Origin of the sequence: Hyphomicrobium sulfonivorans (assembly GCF_013306565.1) — a bacterium.
GTDB classification, from domain to species: Bacteria; Pseudomonadota; Alphaproteobacteria; order Rhizobiales; family Hyphomicrobiaceae; genus Hyphomicrobium_A; species Hyphomicrobium_A sulfonivorans.
The window spans coordinates 510398-528736 of sequence record NZ_PZPO01000004.1 but is presented as its reverse complement, the minus strand read 5'-3'; the positions used below and the strand labels follow the sequence as shown (position 1 = coordinate 528736).

The 18339-nt window shown below is 61.8% G+C and carries 13 protein-coding genes; 11 read left to right on the top strand and 2 right to left on the bottom strand.

Annotated features, from left to right (window positions below):
- Window positions 1-325: 325 nt before the first annotated feature.
- Window positions 326-1555, bottom strand: coding sequence for a pyridoxal-phosphate-dependent aminotransferase family protein (locus tag C6Y62_RS10695; RefSeq protein WP_068458937.1), 1230 nt, complete (start codon window positions 1553-1555; stop codon window positions 326-328).
- A gap of 781 nt (window positions 1556-2336) precedes the next feature.
- Here C6Y62_RS10695 and C6Y62_RS10690 point away from each other — a divergent pair.
- The 7 genes from C6Y62_RS10690 to C6Y62_RS10660 all read left to right on the top strand — a co-directional run bounded on the left by C6Y62_RS10690 (window position 2337) and on the right by C6Y62_RS10660 (window position 13181).
- Complete coding sequence (locus C6Y62_RS10690) at window positions 2337-4880, top strand: acyl-CoA dehydrogenase (RefSeq protein ID WP_173953893.1); 2544 nt, start codon at window positions 2337-2339, stop codon at window positions 4878-4880.
- A gap of 113 nt (window positions 4881-4993) precedes the next feature.
- Window positions 4994-6994 carry a 3-hydroxyacyl-CoA dehydrogenase NAD-binding domain-containing protein gene (locus tag C6Y62_RS10685; protein ID WP_173953892.1) on the top strand — a complete coding sequence of 667 codons (2001 nt, stop codon included), beginning with the start codon at window positions 4994-4996 and terminating at the stop codon, window positions 6992-6994.
- Window positions 6995-7010: 16 nt separating this feature from the next.
- Window positions 7011-8315, top strand: a complete 1305-nt coding sequence (locus tag C6Y62_RS10680) for an acetyl-CoA C-acetyltransferase (protein ID WP_173953891.1) — start codon at window positions 7011-7013, stop codon at window positions 8313-8315.
- 277 nt (window positions 8316-8592) lie between these two features.
- Window positions 8593-9912, top strand: a complete 1320-nt coding sequence (locus tag C6Y62_RS10675) for an SAM-dependent methyltransferase (protein ID WP_068458934.1) — start codon at window positions 8593-8595, stop codon at window positions 9910-9912.
- Window positions 9913-10162: 250 nt separating this feature from the next.
- On the top strand, window positions 10163-11704 hold the full coding sequence (locus C6Y62_RS10670) for a diguanylate cyclase domain-containing protein (RefSeq protein WP_173953890.1): 1542 nt from the start codon (window positions 10163-10165) through the stop codon (window positions 11702-11704).
- Between the two features lie 114 nt (window positions 11705-11818).
- Entirely contained in the window at window positions 11819-12289 is a 471-nt protein-coding gene (locus C6Y62_RS10665) for an RrF2 family transcriptional regulator (protein ID WP_173953889.1), read from the top strand.
- Window positions 12279-13181 (top strand): NAD(P)/FAD-dependent oxidoreductase, encoded by a 903-nt coding sequence (locus C6Y62_RS10660; protein ID WP_173953888.1) that lies wholly within the window; start codon window positions 12279-12281, stop codon window positions 13179-13181. The genes C6Y62_RS10665 and C6Y62_RS10660 overlap by 11 nt, the downstream gene beginning before the upstream one ends.
- A gap of 60 nt (window positions 13182-13241) precedes the next feature.
- On the opposite strand, the gene C6Y62_RS10655 is transcribed toward C6Y62_RS10660, so the two are convergent.
- Window positions 13242-14969: a long-chain-fatty-acid--CoA ligase gene (locus C6Y62_RS10655; RefSeq protein ID WP_246274567.1), complete on the bottom strand. Its 1728-nt coding sequence runs from the start codon at window positions 14967-14969 to the stop codon at window positions 13242-13244.
- Window positions 14970-15363: 394 nt separating this feature from the next.
- Between C6Y62_RS10655 and C6Y62_RS10650 the strand changes: the two genes are divergently transcribed.
- From C6Y62_RS10650 to C6Y62_RS10635, 4 genes are all read left to right on the top strand, one after another.
- Window positions 15364-15636 carry an acyl carrier protein gene (locus C6Y62_RS10650; protein ID WP_068458929.1) on the top strand — a complete coding sequence of 91 codons (273 nt, stop codon included), beginning with the start codon at window positions 15364-15366 and terminating at the stop codon, window positions 15634-15636.
- 152 nt (window positions 15637-15788) lie between these two features.
- Window positions 15789-17033, top strand: a complete 1245-nt coding sequence (locus C6Y62_RS10645) for a beta-ketoacyl-[acyl-carrier-protein] synthase family protein (RefSeq protein WP_068458928.1) — start codon at window positions 15789-15791, stop codon at window positions 17031-17033.
- A gap of 299 nt (window positions 17034-17332) precedes the next feature.
- Window positions 17333-17725: a cyclophilin-like fold protein gene (locus tag C6Y62_RS10640; protein ID WP_173953887.1), complete on the top strand. Its 393-nt coding sequence runs from the start codon at window positions 17333-17335 to the stop codon at window positions 17723-17725.
- 267 nt (window positions 17726-17992) lie between these two features.
- Window positions 17993-18295 carry a hypothetical protein gene (locus tag C6Y62_RS10635; RefSeq protein ID WP_173953886.1) on the top strand — a complete coding sequence of 101 codons (303 nt, stop codon included), beginning with the start codon at window positions 17993-17995 and terminating at the stop codon, window positions 18293-18295.
- The last annotated feature ends 44 nt before the right edge of the window (window positions 18296-18339 follow it).

Sequence of the window (18339 nt, the reverse complement as noted above, 5' to 3'; positions counted from 1 at the left end):
GCCGTTTGTTTTGTCGTGCTTCTTATCGGAAAACCGGTTCCCACTTTTCCGGAAGCACTCTAGGCGTGGTCCAGGGGCTTTCTGACGCCGGAGTTGACCAGAGCAGGGCGTGCGGCACCTACCCCAATGGGGCTGTGGCGGCTGCCTGATGCACGACAATAATTGCTGCGGCGCAATGGCCGTTTGCAGCGGACGCGTGACGACTTCATCCACAAGTATCGTGTCACGAGGCAGTGAAAGCATGAAAAAACCCGGGCTGCCGAAGCAACCCGGGCTTTTTATTTGACGCAACAGACGGCCTGGAGGCTGTCTGAGCTGCTTTCGATTAAGCAGCCTTTGCGTAGTAGGACTTCAGACCGCCGAGCACGGCAGCCTTGTCGACCTTCGCGCCCATCTCGATCATGGCGTCAGCAAAGCGGCTGACGATTTCTTCGATCTGCTGCTGCGAGAGCTGGTTCAGGATGCCGATGCGGACCTGTACCGGCTCGGACAGGGTCGGCCAGATGCCGAAGCCCTTGGCGCGGGCGCCAGCAACGAGGTCCTTCTCCTTACCGGCCAGATCGCCCGGCAGGTTGAGAACGACGAGGCTCGTCATGTCCGAGGTGACTTCGCAACCCAGAGCCTCGACGGCCTGGCGCAGAGCCTTCTCGTGGTAGGCATAATCAGCAGCCTTGTTGGCGCGGCCATGGCTGAGGATGATGCGCAGCGCTTCGTGGAACGAGGCAACGGCGTAGCAAGAATGCGTCTGATGGTAGGCAGCGTTCGGCACGTCCTTGCCGTCGATGATGCCCCAGTGGCGGGCATTCAGGATCGGGTGGTGGACGTACGACGGGCAGCCGCGAGCCTTGACCTGCTCGATGGCCTTGTCGGTGAAGCTGACAGGCGCATAGGTGAGCGGCAGAGCCAGCACGCCCTTCTGCGGACACGAAGCCCAGGCGACAACACCCGGATAGTCGTCGATGTTGAAGTCGGCAACGCCAAGGCTCGAAACGGCGTCAACGATGCCCATCACGCCATTCTTGACGCAAGCGTCAGAGAAGCCCTTGAGGTCGTTGATGCGGCCAGAACCGGTTTCCCAGTGCGCCATGAATGCCCACTTCGGCTTCTTCTCGGCGAGAACCTTGTCAACCAGCTCGCCGGTGACCGGCTTGCCGTGCGGGGTCTCAACGATGGTGACGCTGGAGGCGTTCGGGTTCAGCGGGTTGGCGGCCAGTTCTTCAGCGGTGGCAGCCTTCATGCGGATGGTGAGGCTGTCGATGCCCGAGAACGTGCCGTTCGGGAATGCAACGACCGTGTCGCCCGGAAGGATCAGCGAAAGAACGCAGTCAAGGCCCGAGAAACCGGTGCCGGCAACGCCATAAGTATAAACGTTCTTGGTGCCCCAGAGATCGCGAAGCATCTCCTTCGCCTCAAGCATGCCGCGCACCACGTCCTTCTGCATGTGGTCGGCGACGCCGGTCTTGGCGAAGCGCTCAAGCACGCGCGGATCGGTGTTGCCGGGGCCAGGGCCGGCGGCGAGGGTCTCAGGGATTTCAAGAGTAGGATAGATCGTCATCAATATTCCTCCGAGGGCGCGATAGCGAACGCGCGCATCAGGCCCGGGCTGGCAGTGAATGGTACGACGCGGGGAAGTTAGGGCAGAGAAGGCCCCGGCGGCAAGGCTTGAAACCGCCCTTACGGTGCGACCCAATGTAAATCCGTTACCCTTCGCACCTGCAGCACGAATGGTTCGCAGAGGTCACAAGACTACCCGAGGGGGTAGCCCTCGGTTTCGTATAAGCGCCGCCGGTTCAGCGGTACATTCGACCGCGCCTTGCAGCGTGCGGCCCATTGTAGTCATCGGAACCCATCCCGTCCCACGAGGCAAGACCGCGCATGTGAAATCAACAGCCGGTGACGGTTTTGATGTTGCAACTGTGCGTGGAGATCGATGCGCCAATGCTGTTGCCAGAGAGTGTGCGTCCGCAATCCGCTTCGGGTCATCTGCCAATGCGTCGCCCGGTTGGCCGGTGCCAATCCATTTGCAGCGTTGGCGCGTTGAAGACGGTGAACTGTTTTTTCGACGCTTGGAGCGTTTGAGGAGCGCCGTACCCCTCCACAGGTCATGCGCGGGGTTTTCCACAGGCTGTCCACAGGTTGGCGCGCATGCTGAGACGCGGTGGCGGAGTGCCGTAATATGGGGGCGATATCAGGGTTCTGGCTCAGCCATCGGCGCCTCGATTGAGGACGGACGGCAAGCCCGGATTGAGCTTAACGCCAATGCAACAGCCGTGGCCCTAATTTAACAGAGCCGCCGCAGACAGGGCGTCAAGATCCGTATGGAGGCGTAAGGGGTTATGGTCGGGCTTATGTTTTGCGTTGCGCTGCTCGGCGCCATTCTGGTGCTTGGCCTGTACAAGCCTGCGCTGTGGGCATGGTCGGCTGCGCTCGCCATCGCAGCGCTGCTCTGGCAGTCCGACGCCTTCAATGGTTCGGCGGGTTTGTTTGGCGCGCTGCTTTGGTTTGCTGCTGCAAGTTTTGCCGCGCTCGCAATTCCATCGTTGCGCCGCGCGCGGGTGACCGGGCCGCTGTTCGAGCGCGTGCGTGGCACGCTGCCGAAGGTATCCGAAACCGAAACACAGGCGCTTGAAGCGGGCACCGTTGGCTTCGACGCGGAGCTGTTTTCCGGCGAGCCGCACTGGAACAAGCTGCGCGCCATGCCGTCGGTGATGTTGACGCCGGAGGAGCAGGCGTTTCTCGACGGGCCGACCGAAGAGCTGTGCGGTCTGATCGACAACTGGAAAGCGCGCCATCAGCAGCGCGACATTCCCGAAGAGATCTGGGATTTCGCCAAACGCCACGGCTTCCTGGGCATGCTGATTTCAAAGGCGCACGGCGGTCTTGGATTTTCCGCGCAGGCGCAGTCGCTGATCATCGGCAAGATTGCATCGCGTTCTCCTGACGCCGTCATCATCGTTATGGTTCCGAACTCGCTCGGCCCCGGTGAGCTGATCGAAAAATACGGCACCGACGAACAGAAAGAACATTACCTGCCGCGACTGGCACGGGGTGACGACATTCCATGCTTCGCGCTGACCGGCCCGACGTCGGGCTCCGATGCCGCGACCATGCGCGATATCGGCACCGTGTTCCGCGGTGATGATGGCAAGCCCGCCATCCGCCTGTCGTGGGACAAGCGCTACATCACACTTGCGCCCAAGGCGACGCTGCTCGGGCTTGCGTTCCGTCTGCTCGATCCGGACAACCTGTTGGGCAAAGGCACCGAGCCCGGCATCACGGTTGCGATGATCCCGGCAGATCATCCGGGCGTGCAGATCGGCCGCCGCCATCTGCCATCGGGTGCAGCATTCCCTAATGGTCCGACGTGGGGCCGCAACGTTGTCATTCCTGCGGACTGGATCATCGGCGGCGAAGCGATGGCCGGGCAGGGCTGGCGCATGCTGATGGAGTGTTTGTCGGCGGGCCGCGCAATTTCGCTGCCATCGGTGGCGACGGCGGGATCGAAGGCGATGCTGCGGTTCACCACGGCCTATGCGCGCCTGCGCCGGCAGTTCGGTTTGCCGATCGCCCGCATGGAAGGCGTTGAGGAGCCGCTCGCCCGCATGATCGAAACCGCCTACGCCAGCGAAGCTGCACGCGCGGTGACGGCGGCGATGGTTTCGCGCGGCGAACGGCCATCGGTGCTATCGGCGCTGATGAAATATCAGACGACGGAGCGTATGCGCCGCTCGGTCAACGATGCGTTCGACATCCACGGCGGCCGCGCGATCTGCGATGGCCCATCGAACTATCTGCAATCGGCCTATCAGATGGTTCCGATTGGCATCACGGTCGAAGGCGCCAATATCCTGACGCGCACGCTGATCACGTTTGCACAGGGCGCGTTGCGTTCGCATCCCTATCTCGTCGATGAGATCAAGGCGGCGCAGGATCAGAACGAAGCGCGCGGGCTGGAAGAGTTCGACCGCGCCTTCTCAAGCCATGCGGCCTATACATTCGCGAATGGTGCGGGCGCGTTCCTGCACGGCATCACCGGTTCGATGTTTGTGCCGGCACCGGAAAAATCCTTCGATACCGCGAACTGGTATCGCCACCTTGGCCGCGCATCCCGCAGCTTCGCGTTCGTGGCCGATCTCACCATCACGACGCTCGGCGGCCGACTGAAGACGCGCCAGAAGATTTCGGGCCGTCTCGCCGATGCGCTGTCGGAACTTTACATCCTTGCCTGCGTGCTGAAGCGCTTTGAGGACGACGGCAGGCTCTCGGTTGATCGCACGTTCGTCGATCTCGCTGCCATGAACGGGCTTTATCGTTTCCAGGAAGCGATGCGCGGTGCCATCGACAATTTCCCGGTGGCGTCGGTGCGCTGGGCGATGCGCGCAGCGGTGTTTCCGCTCGGCGCACGCTATCGTCCGGCGCCGGATGAGCTGGGCCAGCGCGCCGTGCAGCTTGTGTTGGGGTCGCAGGACGTTCGCGACCGGCTGACGCGCTACATCTATGTGTCGCACGATCCCGATGATCCGACCGGACTGCTCGAAGTTGCGCTGAAGAAGGCGATTGCCGCTGAGCAGGCGGAGAAGAAGCTGGATCGCGCGGTGCGCGACGGCCTCGTCCACCGCTATCACGGCGTCGACTGGATCGGTGAGGCGATCGAGAGAGGCGCGGTGACTGAAAGCGAAGGTCAGCAGTTGCGCGATCTCGAAGCGTTGATCGCCCGCGTGATTGCTGTCGACAACTTCGATCCCGCCGCATTGAAGCCCAACTATCGCTCCGGTTCGCCGTTCAGCAACGGCAGCAGCCGCAGCGGCTCCAATGGCACAGGCGCGGGAAACGGTAACGGCAACGGACACGGACGGGGCTTTGAGGCTGCGGCGGAATAGGGCGTCGTAACCGTTGCGACGCGCGATGACGTTTGGGCGTTTGACGTGAGACCAATGTAGGCCTGCGCTGCCGGGTGCGCACGTGGGTCAGATGTGAGAGGGCAGGTCACGAGATGTTCAAGGCCAAATTCCATCCGCTCACCGATCTTGAAGATTGGCGCTTTTCCGTCGACGAATGGGGCATCGCGTGGGCCGAGTTTGACCGCGAGGGTGAAAGCCAGAACGCGCTCGGCCGCCGCCCGCTTGAGGAGCTTGGGCGCATCGTTGCCGCCGTCGAGGACGGCGCGCGCGACAAGAACATCGTCGGGCTGGTGATCATCTCGGCCAAGCCGCGCGGCTTCATTGTCGGCGCCGATATCCGCGAATTCGCGGAGATGAAAACCGAAAGCGATGTGTATGAGCGGCTGCGTCCGGTGACGGCGCTGTTCGATCGGCTCGAACGTCTGCCGGTGCCCGTGGTGTGCGCCATCAATGGCTTTTGTCTGGGCGGCGGTCTCGAACTGGCGCTGGCGTGCCACTATCGCATCGCCACCCGTGACGCGGGCACCAAGCTTGGCTTCCCTGAGGTGAAGCTCGGCATCTTCCCCGGCTTCAACGGCACGGCCCGTTCCATCCGCCAGGCGGGTCCGATTGCAGCCATGCAGGCGATGCTGACCGGCAAGATGCTGTCCGCTTCTGCCGCGCGTGCTGGTGGCTTTGTTGATCAGCTGGTAGACAGTCGCGGTGCACTGCCCTGGGCGGCGCGCAAGGCAATTTTGCGCGGGCGCAAATCCAAACCGGCAGGCTTTGCCAAGCAGGCGCTGACGAAATGGCCGGCGCGCGAATTTCTGGCCAAGCGCATGCGCGGTGAAGTGGCCAAGAAAGTGCGCGAGGATCATTATCCCGCGCCCTATCGGCTGATTGAACTTTTCGAGCGCCATGGCGGCAATGAAGAGGCGATGAAGGCGGCGGAAACGCGCGCGTTCGCGCCGCTGATGGTTTCCGATCAGTCGCGCAATCTGCGCCGCGTGTTCAAGCTGTCGGAACTGCTTAAGGGGCAGGCGCCGAAGAAGCTGGCGTGGAAGCCATTGCGTGCGCATGTCATCGGTGCGGGCACGATGGGCGCGGACATTGCAGGCTGGTGCGTGGCGCGCGGCATGGAAGTGACGCTGCAGGACGTTTCGCCGGAGCAGATTGCGAAGGGCATCGCAGCCCAGGGCAAACTGTTCGCGCGCAAGTTCAAGACCAAGCCACAGCGCGATGCCGCGAAGGCGCGTCTGATTGCTGATCCGAATGGCGAGGGTGTTGCGCGCGCCGACGTGGTGATCGAGGCCATCGTTGAAAAGCTCGACATCAAACGGACGGTGCTGGCCGAAGTTGCAAACAGGCTGAAGCCCGGTGCGCTGCTGGCGACGAACACGTCATCGCTGCAAATCGAGGACATTGCTGCGGGGTTGCCCGATCCGGGGCGGCTCATCGGCCTGCACTTCTTCAATCCGGTGGCGATGATGCCGCTGGTGGAAGTGGTGCGCGGTGAGCAATCGCGCGAGGACGAAGTAAGCCGTGGCGCTGCGTTCGTCACCGCCATCGACAAGTTTCCGCTCATCACCAAGAGCGTGCCCGGCTTCCTCGTCAATCGCGTGCTGACGCCGTACATGTTCGGCGCGATGAAGTTGATTGAGCAGGGCGAGGACAAGGAGCGCATCGACGAAGCGGCGCGCACATTCGGCATGCCGATGGGGCCGATTGAATTGGCCGATACCGTGGGTCTCGATGTGTGCGCGCACGTTGCCCGCATTCTCGGTTTCTCGTCGGAAGGCTCGCAACTGGATCGGCTGGTCGCGGCGGGCAAGCTGGGCAAGAAGTCAGGCGAAGGATTTTATGTCTGGAAGGACCGCAAGCCGCTGAAAGGCGACCGCGTGTTCGATAGGGTCGAGATGGAGCGCCTCGGCCGTGAGCTGGTCGCGCCGCTGATCGCTGAAGCCCAGAAGAGCCTCGACGACGGCATTGTCGCCAGTGCCGATCTGGTCGATGCAGGCGTCATTTTCGGAACCGGCTTCGCGCCGTTCCGTGGCGGTCCGCTGCACTATCAGGCGGAACATGCGCTGCCATCGGCAGCCGTGGCGGAACAGTGAGCGGGGAGGCAGCACGATGCAGCGTTTCATGCGACGCGTGGCGGTGATTGGCGGAGCGCGTATTCCGTTTTGCCGCTCGAACACGTTCTATGCCGACCTGACAAATCTCGATCTGATGACGGGAGCGCTCAACGCTCTGATCGATCGCTATGGCCTCAAGGGTCAGCACATCGATGAAGTGGTGGGTGGCGCCGTCATCACGCACTCGAAGGATTTCAATCTTACGCGCGAGGCAGTGCTCAGCACGGCGCTGGCGCCGTCAACGCCGGGTATCACCATGATGCAGGCCTGCGGCACCAGCTTGCAGGCCGCGCTCGGCAGCGCCGCCAAGATCGCGACCGGCGATATCGACTGCGCCATCGCTGTCGGCTCGGACACGACATCGGATGCGCCGATCGTTGTTTCAAAGAAGCTGGCGAAGCGACTGACGCAGGCGGCGCAACGCAAAACCTTCATGGACAAGCTGAAGACGTTCAAGGGATTTGCGCCGGGCGAACTGGTGCCGCAGGCACCCGCCAATGCCGAGCCGCGCACGGGTCTGTCGATGGGCGAACACGCCGAGATGATGGCGCGCGAATGGGGCATCACGCGCGATGCGCAGGACCGGTTTGCGCTTGAAAGCCATCTGAAGGCGGCCGAGGCCTATCGCAGCGGCTACATGGACGACATCGTCACGCCGTTTGCCGGTGTGTTCCGGGACAACAACATTCGCGCCGATGCCAGCATCGACAAGCTTTCCAGTCTGAAAGCGTCGTTCGACAAATCCGGCAAGGGCACGCTGACGGCGGGCAACTCCACGCCTCTCACCGATGGCGCTGCGGCGGTGCTGCTGGCGTCAGAGGACTGGGCGGAAAAGCACGGCCTGCCGGTGGCGGCGTATCTGACCTATTCGCAGTCGGCGGCCAACGATTTCGTCGCTGGCGATGGGCTGCTGATGGCGCCGACCATTGCGGTTTCACGCATGCTGGATCGCGCCGGGCTGAAGCTGCAGGATTTCGATTTCTACGAGATCCACGAGGCGTTCGCGGCGCAGGTGCTGGCGACGCTGAAGGCGTGGGAAGACCCGACCTACTGCAAGGAAGTGCTGGGCCGCCCGGAAGCGATGGGCGCGATCGATCCGGCCAAGATCAACGTGCACGGCTCGTCGATTGCGCTGGGGCATCCGTTTGCCGCCACCGGCGCGCGCATTGTCGGCAACATGGCCAAGCTGCTGGCAGGTCACCATGGTCGCGGGCTCATTTCCATCTGCACCGCGGGCGGCATGGGTGTGGCGGCGATTCTCGAATCGAAAGACGCGGCCGAGATCCATCAGGCTGCCTGATCGGAGCGCCAACGCCGGCAGCCGACGCCGCGATGCCAGTCAGGCGGTATGGCCGGATAACCCGGATGGGGAGAAAGGCGCGGAAACCGCCGCGCTGCGCCTCGCCCCCTCGACAGGGGCGGGCAGGTATGCGAGCACCCTAGTGCCGATCCGTGCTGATAAAACACGGGAGCGGCACTAACCATTTGTCCTGTCGTGCTTCTCACCGGAAAACCGGTTTTCACTTTTTCCAGAAGCACTACGGGCGTGGCGCAGCAACACGGGGTACGCATCCGGCATGGCTAAGGACAAGAGCGCGAAAGCGGCGAAGCAACTCGCAGCGGCAAAGGCACTGGCCCGTGAGCTTGCCGGAACGCTCGACCTCAATGCCTCGCTGCGGCTGTGGGATGGCTCGGTGACGCCGCTCGGCGCCAATGTCACTGGCCCGTTCGAGCTTTCGATTGCCGATGCCGGTGTTATCGGGTCGCTGCTGCGCTGGCCGACACTCGACAATTTCATCCGTCACTATGTCGACAAGGGCATCGACTTTTCCGGTGGCACGTTGATCGATCTGGGTAGCCAGCTCAATCGCGATGGCCGCTCGGTGAAGCTGAAGGGTCGTGATGCGCTGAAGCTGGCGCGCCGGCTGTCGCCGTTCCTGCTGGCGCGCACCGAAGACGCTGCCGACAATCAGGGCTTTGAAGGCGAGATCACCGGACGTCGCCGCAAGACAGCGGACAACAAGGATTACATCCAGTTTCACTACGACCTGTCGAACGACTTTTACGCGCTCTTTCTCGATCCGGAGATGGTCTATTCCTGCGCCTATTACACGGATTGGGAAAATGACGTCGCCCAGGCACAGCGCGACAAGCTGGAGATGATCTGCCGCAAACTGAGGCTGAAGCCGGGGGACCGCTTCCTCGATATCGGCTGCGGCTGGGGTGGCCTGATCTGCCATGCAGCGAAGAACTATGGCGTCACCGCGCATGGCATCACGCTATCGGAGGAGCAGCTCGCGTTCGCGAAGGAGAAGATCAAGCGTCTTGGGCTTGAGGATCGCGTCACCGTCGAGCTGAAAGATTATTCGATGATGGAAGGCCAGTTCGACAAGATCGCCTCCATCGGCATGTACGAGCATATCGGCCTGAAGAACATTCCCGTTTACATGCGCAAGATGCAGTCGCTGCTGGCGCCGGAAGGGCTTTTTCTCAATCACGCCATTTCGCGGCGCGCACCCAAGCAGGGTTGGTTCAAGCGCGGCATGCGGCCGGAGCAGAAGGCGATTGCGAAGTACATCTTCCCCGGTGGCGAACTGGACGACATCGGCCGATCGGCCGTTGCGATGGAGCGCGCCGGATTTGAAGTGCTGGATATCGAAGCGTGGCGTCTGCACTACGCGCGCACATGCAAGCTGTGGTGCGAGCGTCTGACTGCCAACCGCGAGGAAGCGCTCAAGCACGTCAGCGAGGAAAAATATCGGATCTGGGTGGCCTATCTCGCGGGTGTCTCGCTGGCATTTTCGCGCGGCACACTGCGCATCTATCAGACGCTGGTGTCGAAGAATGCCAAGCGTCCGCCCGCTGTGCCGCCGACCCGCGCCGATCTCTATCGCTAGAAGTGCTTCCGGAAAAGTGGGCACCGGTTTTCCGATAAGAAGCACGGGTAAAGAGAGTGCTTCCGGAAAAGTGGGCACCGGCTCGTCGCAAGAAAATGGGACCAATCGAAAAACCAATGGATCGCATGGTCTAGAAGTGCTGATGGCGCGCGCAATAAAGCCCGTTAACCATCAAAATTGCACCTGACGCGCAAGGTCTTGTCAGCGAAACCGTGCGATCTTGAGCGGAGTTTTGTTTCGGAGCACGGATATGCTCTCCAAAGCGACGCCCCTACAACGGTTGGCGCTAGCGTTCGCCTGTGCTCTGGTGATCTTGATGGTTGCTGCGGTGGCTTCGTATCGCTCGATCGAAGCCTCGCGCGCCTCATTCGAATGGGTACGCCATACGGGCGACGTCATCGCAACCGTGAATGCGCTGATGGAGACAGCGGGCGAACTCGCTGACAACGACTGCATCGGAATGGGGAAGCTGTCTTGCAGCGGCGAAGTTATATCGGCCCGCAGAGCAAGTGCCGCGCTTGTCGACCGGCTTTACCAGCTAACCGATGACGATCCCGAGCAACGGGGCCGTCTGGCCGACATTCGCAATTCTCTGAATGAGTATCTGCGGCTGGTGGAGATTGAATCGGCCGGCGGCGGCAACCGTGTCGAGCGCCGTCAGGCCTGGAACGATTTCGACAACGCGTCTGAGGTGTTCAGAAACCGGGAAAACGCGTTGCTCAGCCTGCGGCAGCAGGCTTCCGATGCCGAATTTGCGAAAGCCGCCTGGAATGTCGGCGTTGCGATGTTCCTCGGCCTGCTGATCAGCGCTCTTGCTGCGCTGGGTGCTGTGCGCGAACTGCGTCGGCGGCAGACGGCTGAAGCACAGCTCTCCATCGAGAAGGAGCTGGCGCAGAGGACACTGGATTCTATTGCTGAAGCTGTGGTGCGTGTCGACAGCGACGGCAACATCACGCTGTTCAACCAGGCTGCGGAATGGCTCACCGACTGTCCGCGTCAGCAGGCGATCGGTCGCCGCGTTACGGATATCGTGACACTGTTGGATAGCGAGGATCGCTCGCCACTTCCGGCCGACGCGTTGCTGCCCAAAAGCGCCAACGACAGCATGCCGGCGCTGGAGACAGCTCTGCTGGTACGCGCCGATGGCAACGAGGTGCCGATACTGAATACGGTGGCGCCGATCCTCGACAGCGACGGTTCTGTCATTGGCGCGGTGAACATCATGCGCAACGACAGCGCGTCGCGCGCGGCGGTGCAGGAACTGCGGCACGCGGCGACGCATGACATTCTCACCGGGCTGGGCAATCGCAAGCTGTTCGATGAGCGTATAGACGAGGTGCTGGCGGGGCCGCGCCCGCTGAGGTTGGCTGTATTTTACATTGATCTCGATGGCTTCAAGAATATCAACGACAGCAAGGGGCACGCGGTTGGCGACGCGTTGCTGGAAACTGTCGCCGATAGATTGCGCGGTGCCACGCGGCAGAGCGATACCATCGCGCGTGTCGGCGGCGACGAGTTCGTCATTCTGTTGCCGGAAGTCGGCGACGAAGCCGTTCTGATCGCCATGGCCGAAAGGCTGCTGGATGAATTGACCCGGCCGTATATCATTGCAGATGACTTGATCAATGTGGGTGCCAGTGTCGGCATCAGCGTGTTCCCGAAAGATGCAGTCACCGCGGAGGGGCTGCTCAAGGCCGCCGACGAAGCGATGTACGCGGTCAAAGCCCAGGATCGCTCCGGGCATTGCCTGTACTCCAGACTGGTGGACCAGAAGGCCGGCATGCGGGCCTGATCGATGGTTTGATGGCCCGATCGGCTAAATCGTTTCTCGCAGCAATCGTTGTAGCGCGTAGCGCTCTGATGAGCGCGGTTGACATGCCGGCCAGTATGTAACTAATAACATTACATGAGATGCGACAGCCGATTGTCCGGGGTTCTGCATGTTCTGCTGCACATGGCGGAGCACGACGGCCCGTCGACCTCGGAGACGCTGGCGAGGGCGATGGAGACCAACCCTGTCGTCGTCCGCCGCGTGATGGCTGGGCTGCGCGAAGCCGGATACGTGCGTTCCGAAAAAGGTCATGGCGGCGGCTGGCGCATCGCCTGTGATTTTTCAGCCGTAACGCTGCGGGACATCTACGACGCGCTTGATCGGCCGTCGCTGCTCGCTATCGGCAACCGATCGGATGAGCCGGAATGCCTCGTCGAGCAGGCCGTGAACCGCGCGCTGGGCAAGGTGTTCGATGAGGCGGAAGCGCTTTTGCTTGAACGCTTCGGCGCGGTGACGCTGCAGATGCTCAGCGATGATTTTCACAAATCGATGCGCGCGCGCCGCAAGAGCACGCACAGTAAGGGAATGCACAGCCATGATGCATGATGCGATCATTGTCGGCGGCAGTTTTGCCGGCCTGTCGGCTGCCATGTATCTGGCGCGGGCGCGTCGCAACGTGTGCATCGTTGACGCCGGTGCGCCACGCAATCGGTTTGCCGAACACTCGCATGGATTTTTCGGCCATGATGGCAGCGCGCCGGGCGGAATGCTCGATATCGGTCGATCGCAGGTGGCCGCTTATCCAACGGTGTCGTTTGTTTCCGGCAAGGTTGATGCGGCGCAATCGGCTACGGACGGCGCGGGCTTCGCTGTAACGCTCGACAATGGCGAACGGCTCACCGCCAGAACGCTGGTGCTTGCATTCGGCATTTCGGATGAACTGCCAGTGATTGAAGGCCTGTCGCCGCGCTGGGGGCGAACGGTGCTGCATTGCCCCTATTGCCATGGCTTTGAATTCAGCGGCCAGCGTCTGGGCGTGCTCTATGCGTCGCCGCTCTCGGTGCATCAGGCGATGCTGATCGCCGAGTGGGGACCGACAACGCTTTATCTCAACGGCCATGCGCTCGATGAGGTAGCCCGGCAGCAGCTTGCCGCGCGCAATGTGGCCGTTGTGGAGGTGCCTGTCCGGCTGTTGCGCGGTGAGGGCACGGGCCTTGAGGCGATCGAGCTGGAAGATGGCTCACTCAGCGCCGTAAATGCCCTCTATATCGGCGCGCGCACCCACCTCAACAGCCCGATTGCCGATCAGATTGGCTGCGCGATGGAAGAGGGCATGGTGGGCCCGTTCATCAAAACTGACGAGTGGAAGCAGACGAGCGTGCCCGGCGTTTGGGCTGCGGGCGATATTGCACGACCGATGCACAGCGTGACATGGGCCAGCGCCGATGGCGTCACGGCGGGGGTGGCGGTGCACCGATCTCTGGTGTTTCCGGCCTGAGTTCACGCGCGCTTAGCCTAGGGCACACCCCCGCGCGGAAAACGGCGAGTGCCCGCGTAGTTATGCAAGCGCCTTGGCGTCTTCCTCGGCCTTGAGCTCTTTCTTTGACAGCTTGCCGATCAGGGTCTTTGGCAATTCGGCGCGGAACTCGATTTCCGCCGGCAGCTCGATCTTGGAAATGCGGGCCTGCAGGTGTTCCATCAGCTCCGCCACCGTGACCGTGGTGTCGGTTTTCAGGCGCACGAACGCCTTGGGCGCCTCACCGCGCTTTTTGTCCCTTATGCCGATGACGGTCACTTCCGCCACCGCCGGGTGTTCATAAAGCGCTTCTTCCACCCGGCGCGGATAGACGTTGAAGCCTGAGGAGATGATGAGATCCTTGATGCGGTCCTTGATATAGAAGAAGCCGTCGGCGTCCATGCACGCGACGTCGCCCGTGCGCAGGTACTCGCCCACCATCTGGGCTGCGGTATCCTCGGGGCGCTTGTAATAGCCCTTCATCACCTGCGGACCCTTGACGCAGATCTCGCCTTTTTCCCCCAGTGGCACTTCCAGTTCCGGGTTATTCAGGTCGCGCAGTGAGATCGTCGTGCCCACCAGCGGGATGCCGATGGATCCGGCGCGCGCCGGGCCGTCAATCGGGTTGCAGGCAACCACCGGGGAGGCTTCCGACAGGCCATAGCCCTCCACCACCTTGCAGCCGGTGATGGCCTCGAAGCGCTGCTTGACCTCAATCGGCAGGGCGGCGCCGCCGGACAGGCAGAACTTGAGCGATGAAAGATCAAAGCTCGCGATCTTGGGGTGGTTCATGATCGCATTAAACAGCGTGGGTACGCCCGGCATGATGGTTGGCTTGGTGCGGTCGATCAGCTTCAGGGCATCGTCGAGCGCAAAACGCGGCATGATGATGATCTCGGCCGCCTTGGCGATGCCGAGGTTCATGACAACCGTCAGTGCGAACACATGGAAGAACGGCAGCACGCCCAGAACACGCTCGACACCAGGCTCAAGGTCCGGCGCCGTGGCCGCAACCTGCTGCACATTGATATAGACGTTGGCGTGGGTCAGCATTGCGCCCTTGGGCGTGCCGGTGGTGCCGCCGGTATATTGCAGCACCGCGACATCATTCTCGGGGTCGATGGCAACCGGCTGCATCGTTGCGGCGCCGGCCAGTGCCTCGCCCTCCAGCATGACCCGATTGGCAACGGGTGACGACAGCGGCCGTGCCAGTTCGCGGGAGCGGAACAGCCGAAACAGGGCGGCCTTGGTTGCGGGCAGCAGGGACGGGAAGGGCGCCACCAGCGCGCGGGCCAGACACCCCGATTGCAGCAGGGCTTCGACCTTGTCGAACAGCACCTTCAGGTCGAGCGTGATCATCAGCTCGGTGTCGCTGTCCTCAACCTGATGAGTAAGCTCGGCTACGGTATAAAGCGGATTGAAATTGACCACCGTTCCACCGGCCTTGAGCACGGCGAAAAAGTAGATGATGAAGGTGGGCGAATTGGGGAGGAAAAGCCCGACTTTGGTGCCCTTCCGCACCCCCTGGCGCTGTAGCGCGGCGGCCGTCTGCCCGACCAGGTCGCCGATTTCACCATAGGACAGGGTTCGACCCAAGAAATTGGTGCAAGGCAGGTGCCCATAATCGCGCACTGCGTCGTCCAGCAGGGCATAAAGCGGCGCGACCTTAAGAGGCATGTGCCAATCGATGCCGCTAGGGTAGTGGACCTGCCAAGGCAAGGTCGGCTCTGCAGCGGCGGCCGGAGCCGGAGGGCGGACTGTCGTCATCATCCTCGAGCGTCTCCCTTTAGGTGCTCGTAGTATAATGTCGAGCCGTTGCCGGACTGTTGCGCACCCGGACGGAAAGCTGTAACAGGCCGTTCAAGCACGCCCTGTTATAGAACACCTTCGGGGCTCTGCGGCCAAGTGCGGGTTTTTCAAAAAACCCAACGGAAGCAACGGTTGCGAAGATATTTTGCTGTACCGTCAAACGCAGCACGGGGTCCGGTGAACGGGCTTCGGGTGTCGTGCCGGCCGGGCTCGGCTGGCGGCAGGCTTACGCTAGACTTGCTGGGCGTTTAAGTATATGTGACGCGCCAGCTTGTTGTGCTACGGGCCTTGCACTAGCTAGGAACCAAGTAATTCGGGCCCCAGGCTTCAATTAGAGCGGGGGTGGGAGACTGAAATGGACGAAGTTGGTACCAAGATCGTCGAGATCCTGAAGAAGCACATGAAGGAACCGCGCGACGACATCTCGCTGTCGACGCCGCTGACGGATCTCAAGATTGAGTCGCTTGATCTTGCCATGATCGTTTTTGATATCGAAGATACTTTCGGCATCGAAATTCCTTACAACGCGAACGAAGACGTCGAAGACTTCAAGACCGTCGGCTCGGTGGTCGACCGCGTGAAGGATCTCATGGCAAAGGGCCCTGAGGCTGCAGGCGCCAAGGCTTGATTAAGAAAGCCTAGATAGCTCGGGGTGCATTATCAGCACACCGGGCTCTAGCCCTGGTTTCATGCGAGCTGCCGCCGCAATGGCGGGGTCACGGCTCGCGTTTCTCGTTCTGTTGCGGCGCCAGTAGCGCCGCTACAACCGGCAGGTATCCTATGGCAAACGCGAACGGCGCACGCCGCGTCGTGGTGACCGGAATGGGCGTCGTTACGCCGATCGGCCTCAACGTACCCGATTTCTGGGCATCGATGCAGGAAGGCAAGTGCGGTGTGACCGCGCTTGAAGGCTTCCCGCTCGAAGATCTCAAGATCCGCATTGCAGCGCAGATCAAGGATTTCGATCCAAAGCAGCGGTTGCGGCATTTCCAGCGCGATAAGCTGGTCATGCACGCTGACCGCTATTCCTGGTTCGCGGCCGCTTCGGCTGACGAAGCTGTGAAGCAATCCGGCCTCGAATTTCCGATCGCAAACCCCTATCGCTCGGCCTGCATCATCGGTTCGGGCGCTGGCGGTCTCGTCACCTTCGAGAATTCATACCGCTCACTGTTCATCGAGAACAAGCGTGCGACCCATCCGCTCACGCTGCTGCGTATCATCGGCTCTTCGGCCAGTGCGCACGTCGGCATCGAGTTTGGTATCAAGGGCCCGACCTTCGCGACCTGCAGCGCCTGCTCGACGGCAACGCATGCAATCGCGCTTGGCGTTGATTACATCCGCAACAACGTGGTCGATGTGGCCATTGTCGGCGCCTCGGAATCCGTCATCAACTACGGCACGATGAAGGCCTGGCAGGCGCTGCACGTGCTGTCGCCGGAAGGCTGCTTCCCGTTTGCCAAGAAGCGTAACGGTACGGTTCTGGGCGAGGGCGCCGGCACGCTGGTGATCGAATCGCTGGAGCACGCCCAGGCGCGCGGCGCGAACATCCTGGCCGAGATCGTCGGGTATGGCATGTCGTCGGACGCCAAGGACATGGTGAACCCGGATATCGAAGGTCCGAACGAGGCCATGCGGCGCGCGCTGGACGACGCCAAGCTTGCGCCGTCGGATATTCAGTATCTGAACGCGCATGGCACGGCGACGACCATCAACGATGCCAACGAGACCAACGCCATCAAGGCGGTGTTCGGCAACCACGCCAAGAACCTCGCCATTTCCTCGACGAAGTCGATGACCGGTCACCCGCTGGGTGCTGGCGGCGGCATCGAGGCTGCGACGTGCGTCAAGGTCGTGAACGAGAACTGGGTGCCGCCGACAATCGGTCTGGACGATCCCGATCCCGATTGCGATCTCGATTACATCCCGAATGTTGGCCGCAACCTCGACGTGACCTACGCCATGTCGAACTCGTTTGCCTTCGGCGGCCTCAATGCCGTGCTCATCTTCGGACCGGCACCGAACTGAAAATAACGCCCGTACGGCGCGAAGATCAAAAGCCACGTCCACTCTTCAGTGGACGTGGCTTTATTGTCACTGGCGCCTGAGCGCGCCGCGATGCCTGTCATTTAGTCGTGTCGCTGTTTTTTTGTCCGTGCGCTAAAGAGGATAGTACGTCCGCGTCGAACTCGATGCTGGCGGGCGGCGGGCAGGGTCGTAGAAACGCCGCATGTGGATGGCGTTGGTGGGTATTGAAGCCGCCGCGCTGAGGTGCATAGAGTACGCTTCCGAGGCAGCGGGAAGGCTGGCCGGCAGGGGATTGCAGCATGCGCGTGGTTATTATCCGTGCAGGTAAGGTGGCCATCAGGGCCCGTTTGTTGGAAACCCCGACCGCTGAGCGGATCTGGGCCGCGCTGCCTATCCATGCCGAGGCCAGGATGTGGGGCCGCGAAATTTACTTCAACTCGCCCGTCAGTTCCGATCGTGAGCCGGAAGCCCGTGAGGTTGTGAACGCGGGTGAAATAGCTTTCTGGCCGGACGGCGAGGCAATCGCCATCGGCTTCGGGCCGACGCCGGTATCGCGGCGGGGCGAGATTCGGATGGCGAGCCCGTGCAACATCTGGGCGATGGCGCTTGACGATGTCAGCTCGCTGCGGACGGTCTATGCCGGAGAAGGCATCTCCGTTGAAGACGCCAGCGCATCGGTGGGCGAGCGCTGAGTAGCGCGAACGTGCGTTTGGCTTGCGCTCGGGAAAGAGCACTGATTGAAATCACCGAATGATCAAGCCGGCCAGCGGTGAGAGCTGTCATCGCCGGCTGGGCATCGTGCGACCTTCGCGGAGGCGGTGCATGCGCCAACGCCTGCCGTTTTAAATTGTGCGCGCTGCGTTCCGTGTTCAGTAAGCATATTCAAAATGTTAGCTCGGAACCAAAGCGCTGCGTGACGGTTCACCTCCTCGGCTGACGGGGCCATAGGAGGAGCGCACATGATTTTCGGAAAATCGATCGCTGTTACAACGCTTGCCGTCGTCAGCGCCGTGGCGTTGTCATTCTCCGCTTTCGCTCAGGATAGCGAGGTGATCGACGGAGAAGCCCTTCTGAAGGACGAGCAGCCGCCAGTCGTCGATGGTGCGGTCATTGTCGATGATGCGCCGATCGCCGTTTCGCCCGGCACGCGTGTCTACGGCTGGAGCGGCCGTCGCGGCAGCGGCAGTTGCGGCATGTACCACTATTGGGATGGAGCCCGTTGCGCCGATGCGCGGGTCGATCCGCCGGCTATCGATTATTGATTGCAGCTCTCGGCAACCGGTGAGCGCTGGAGCCTGACGGCCGG

What these genes read in the sequence shown, in the direction of transcription:
- C6Y62_RS10695 (WP_068458937.1), bottom strand. Translation starts at nt 1,555, where the DNA reads ATGACGATCTATCCTACTCTTGAAATCCCTGAGACCCTCGCCGCCGGC.
- C6Y62_RS10660 (WP_173953888.1), top strand. Translation starts at nt 12,279, where the DNA reads ATGATGCATGATGCGATCATTGTCGGCGGCAGTTTTGCCGGCCTGTCG.
- C6Y62_RS10640 (WP_173953887.1), top strand. Translation starts at nt 17,333, where the DNA reads ATGCGCGTGGTTATTATCCGTGCAGGTAAGGTGGCCATCAGGGCCCGT.
- C6Y62_RS10635 (WP_173953886.1), top strand. Translation starts at nt 17,993, where the DNA reads ATGATTTTCGGAAAATCGATCGCTGTTACAACGCTTGCCGTCGTCAGC.
- C6Y62_RS10685 (WP_173953892.1), top strand. Translation starts at nt 4,994, where the DNA reads ATGTTCAAGGCCAAATTCCATCCGCTCACCGATCTTGAAGATTGGCGC.
- C6Y62_RS10680 (WP_173953891.1), top strand. Translation starts at nt 7,011, where the DNA reads ATGCAGCGTTTCATGCGACGCGTGGCGGTGATTGGCGGAGCGCGTATT.
- C6Y62_RS10690 (WP_173953893.1), top strand. Translation starts at nt 2,337, where the DNA reads ATGGTCGGGCTTATGTTTTGCGTTGCGCTGCTCGGCGCCATTCTGGTG.
- C6Y62_RS10645 (WP_068458928.1), top strand. Translation starts at nt 15,789, where the DNA reads ATGGCAAACGCGAACGGCGCACGCCGCGTCGTGGTGACCGGAATGGGC.
- C6Y62_RS10665 (WP_173953889.1), top strand. Translation starts at nt 11,819, where the DNA reads ATGAGATGCGACAGCCGATTGTCCGGGGTTCTGCATGTTCTGCTGCAC.
- C6Y62_RS10675 (WP_068458934.1), top strand. Translation starts at nt 8,593, where the DNA reads ATGGCTAAGGACAAGAGCGCGAAAGCGGCGAAGCAACTCGCAGCGGCA.
- C6Y62_RS10655 (WP_246274567.1), bottom strand. Translation starts at nt 14,969, where the DNA reads ATGATGACGACAGTCCGCCCTCCGGCTCCGGCCGCCGCTGCAGAGCCG.
- C6Y62_RS10670 (WP_173953890.1), top strand. Translation starts at nt 10,163, where the DNA reads ATGCTCTCCAAAGCGACGCCCCTACAACGGTTGGCGCTAGCGTTCGCC.
- C6Y62_RS10650 (WP_068458929.1), top strand. Translation starts at nt 15,364, where the DNA reads ATGGACGAAGTTGGTACCAAGATCGTCGAGATCCTGAAGAAGCACATG.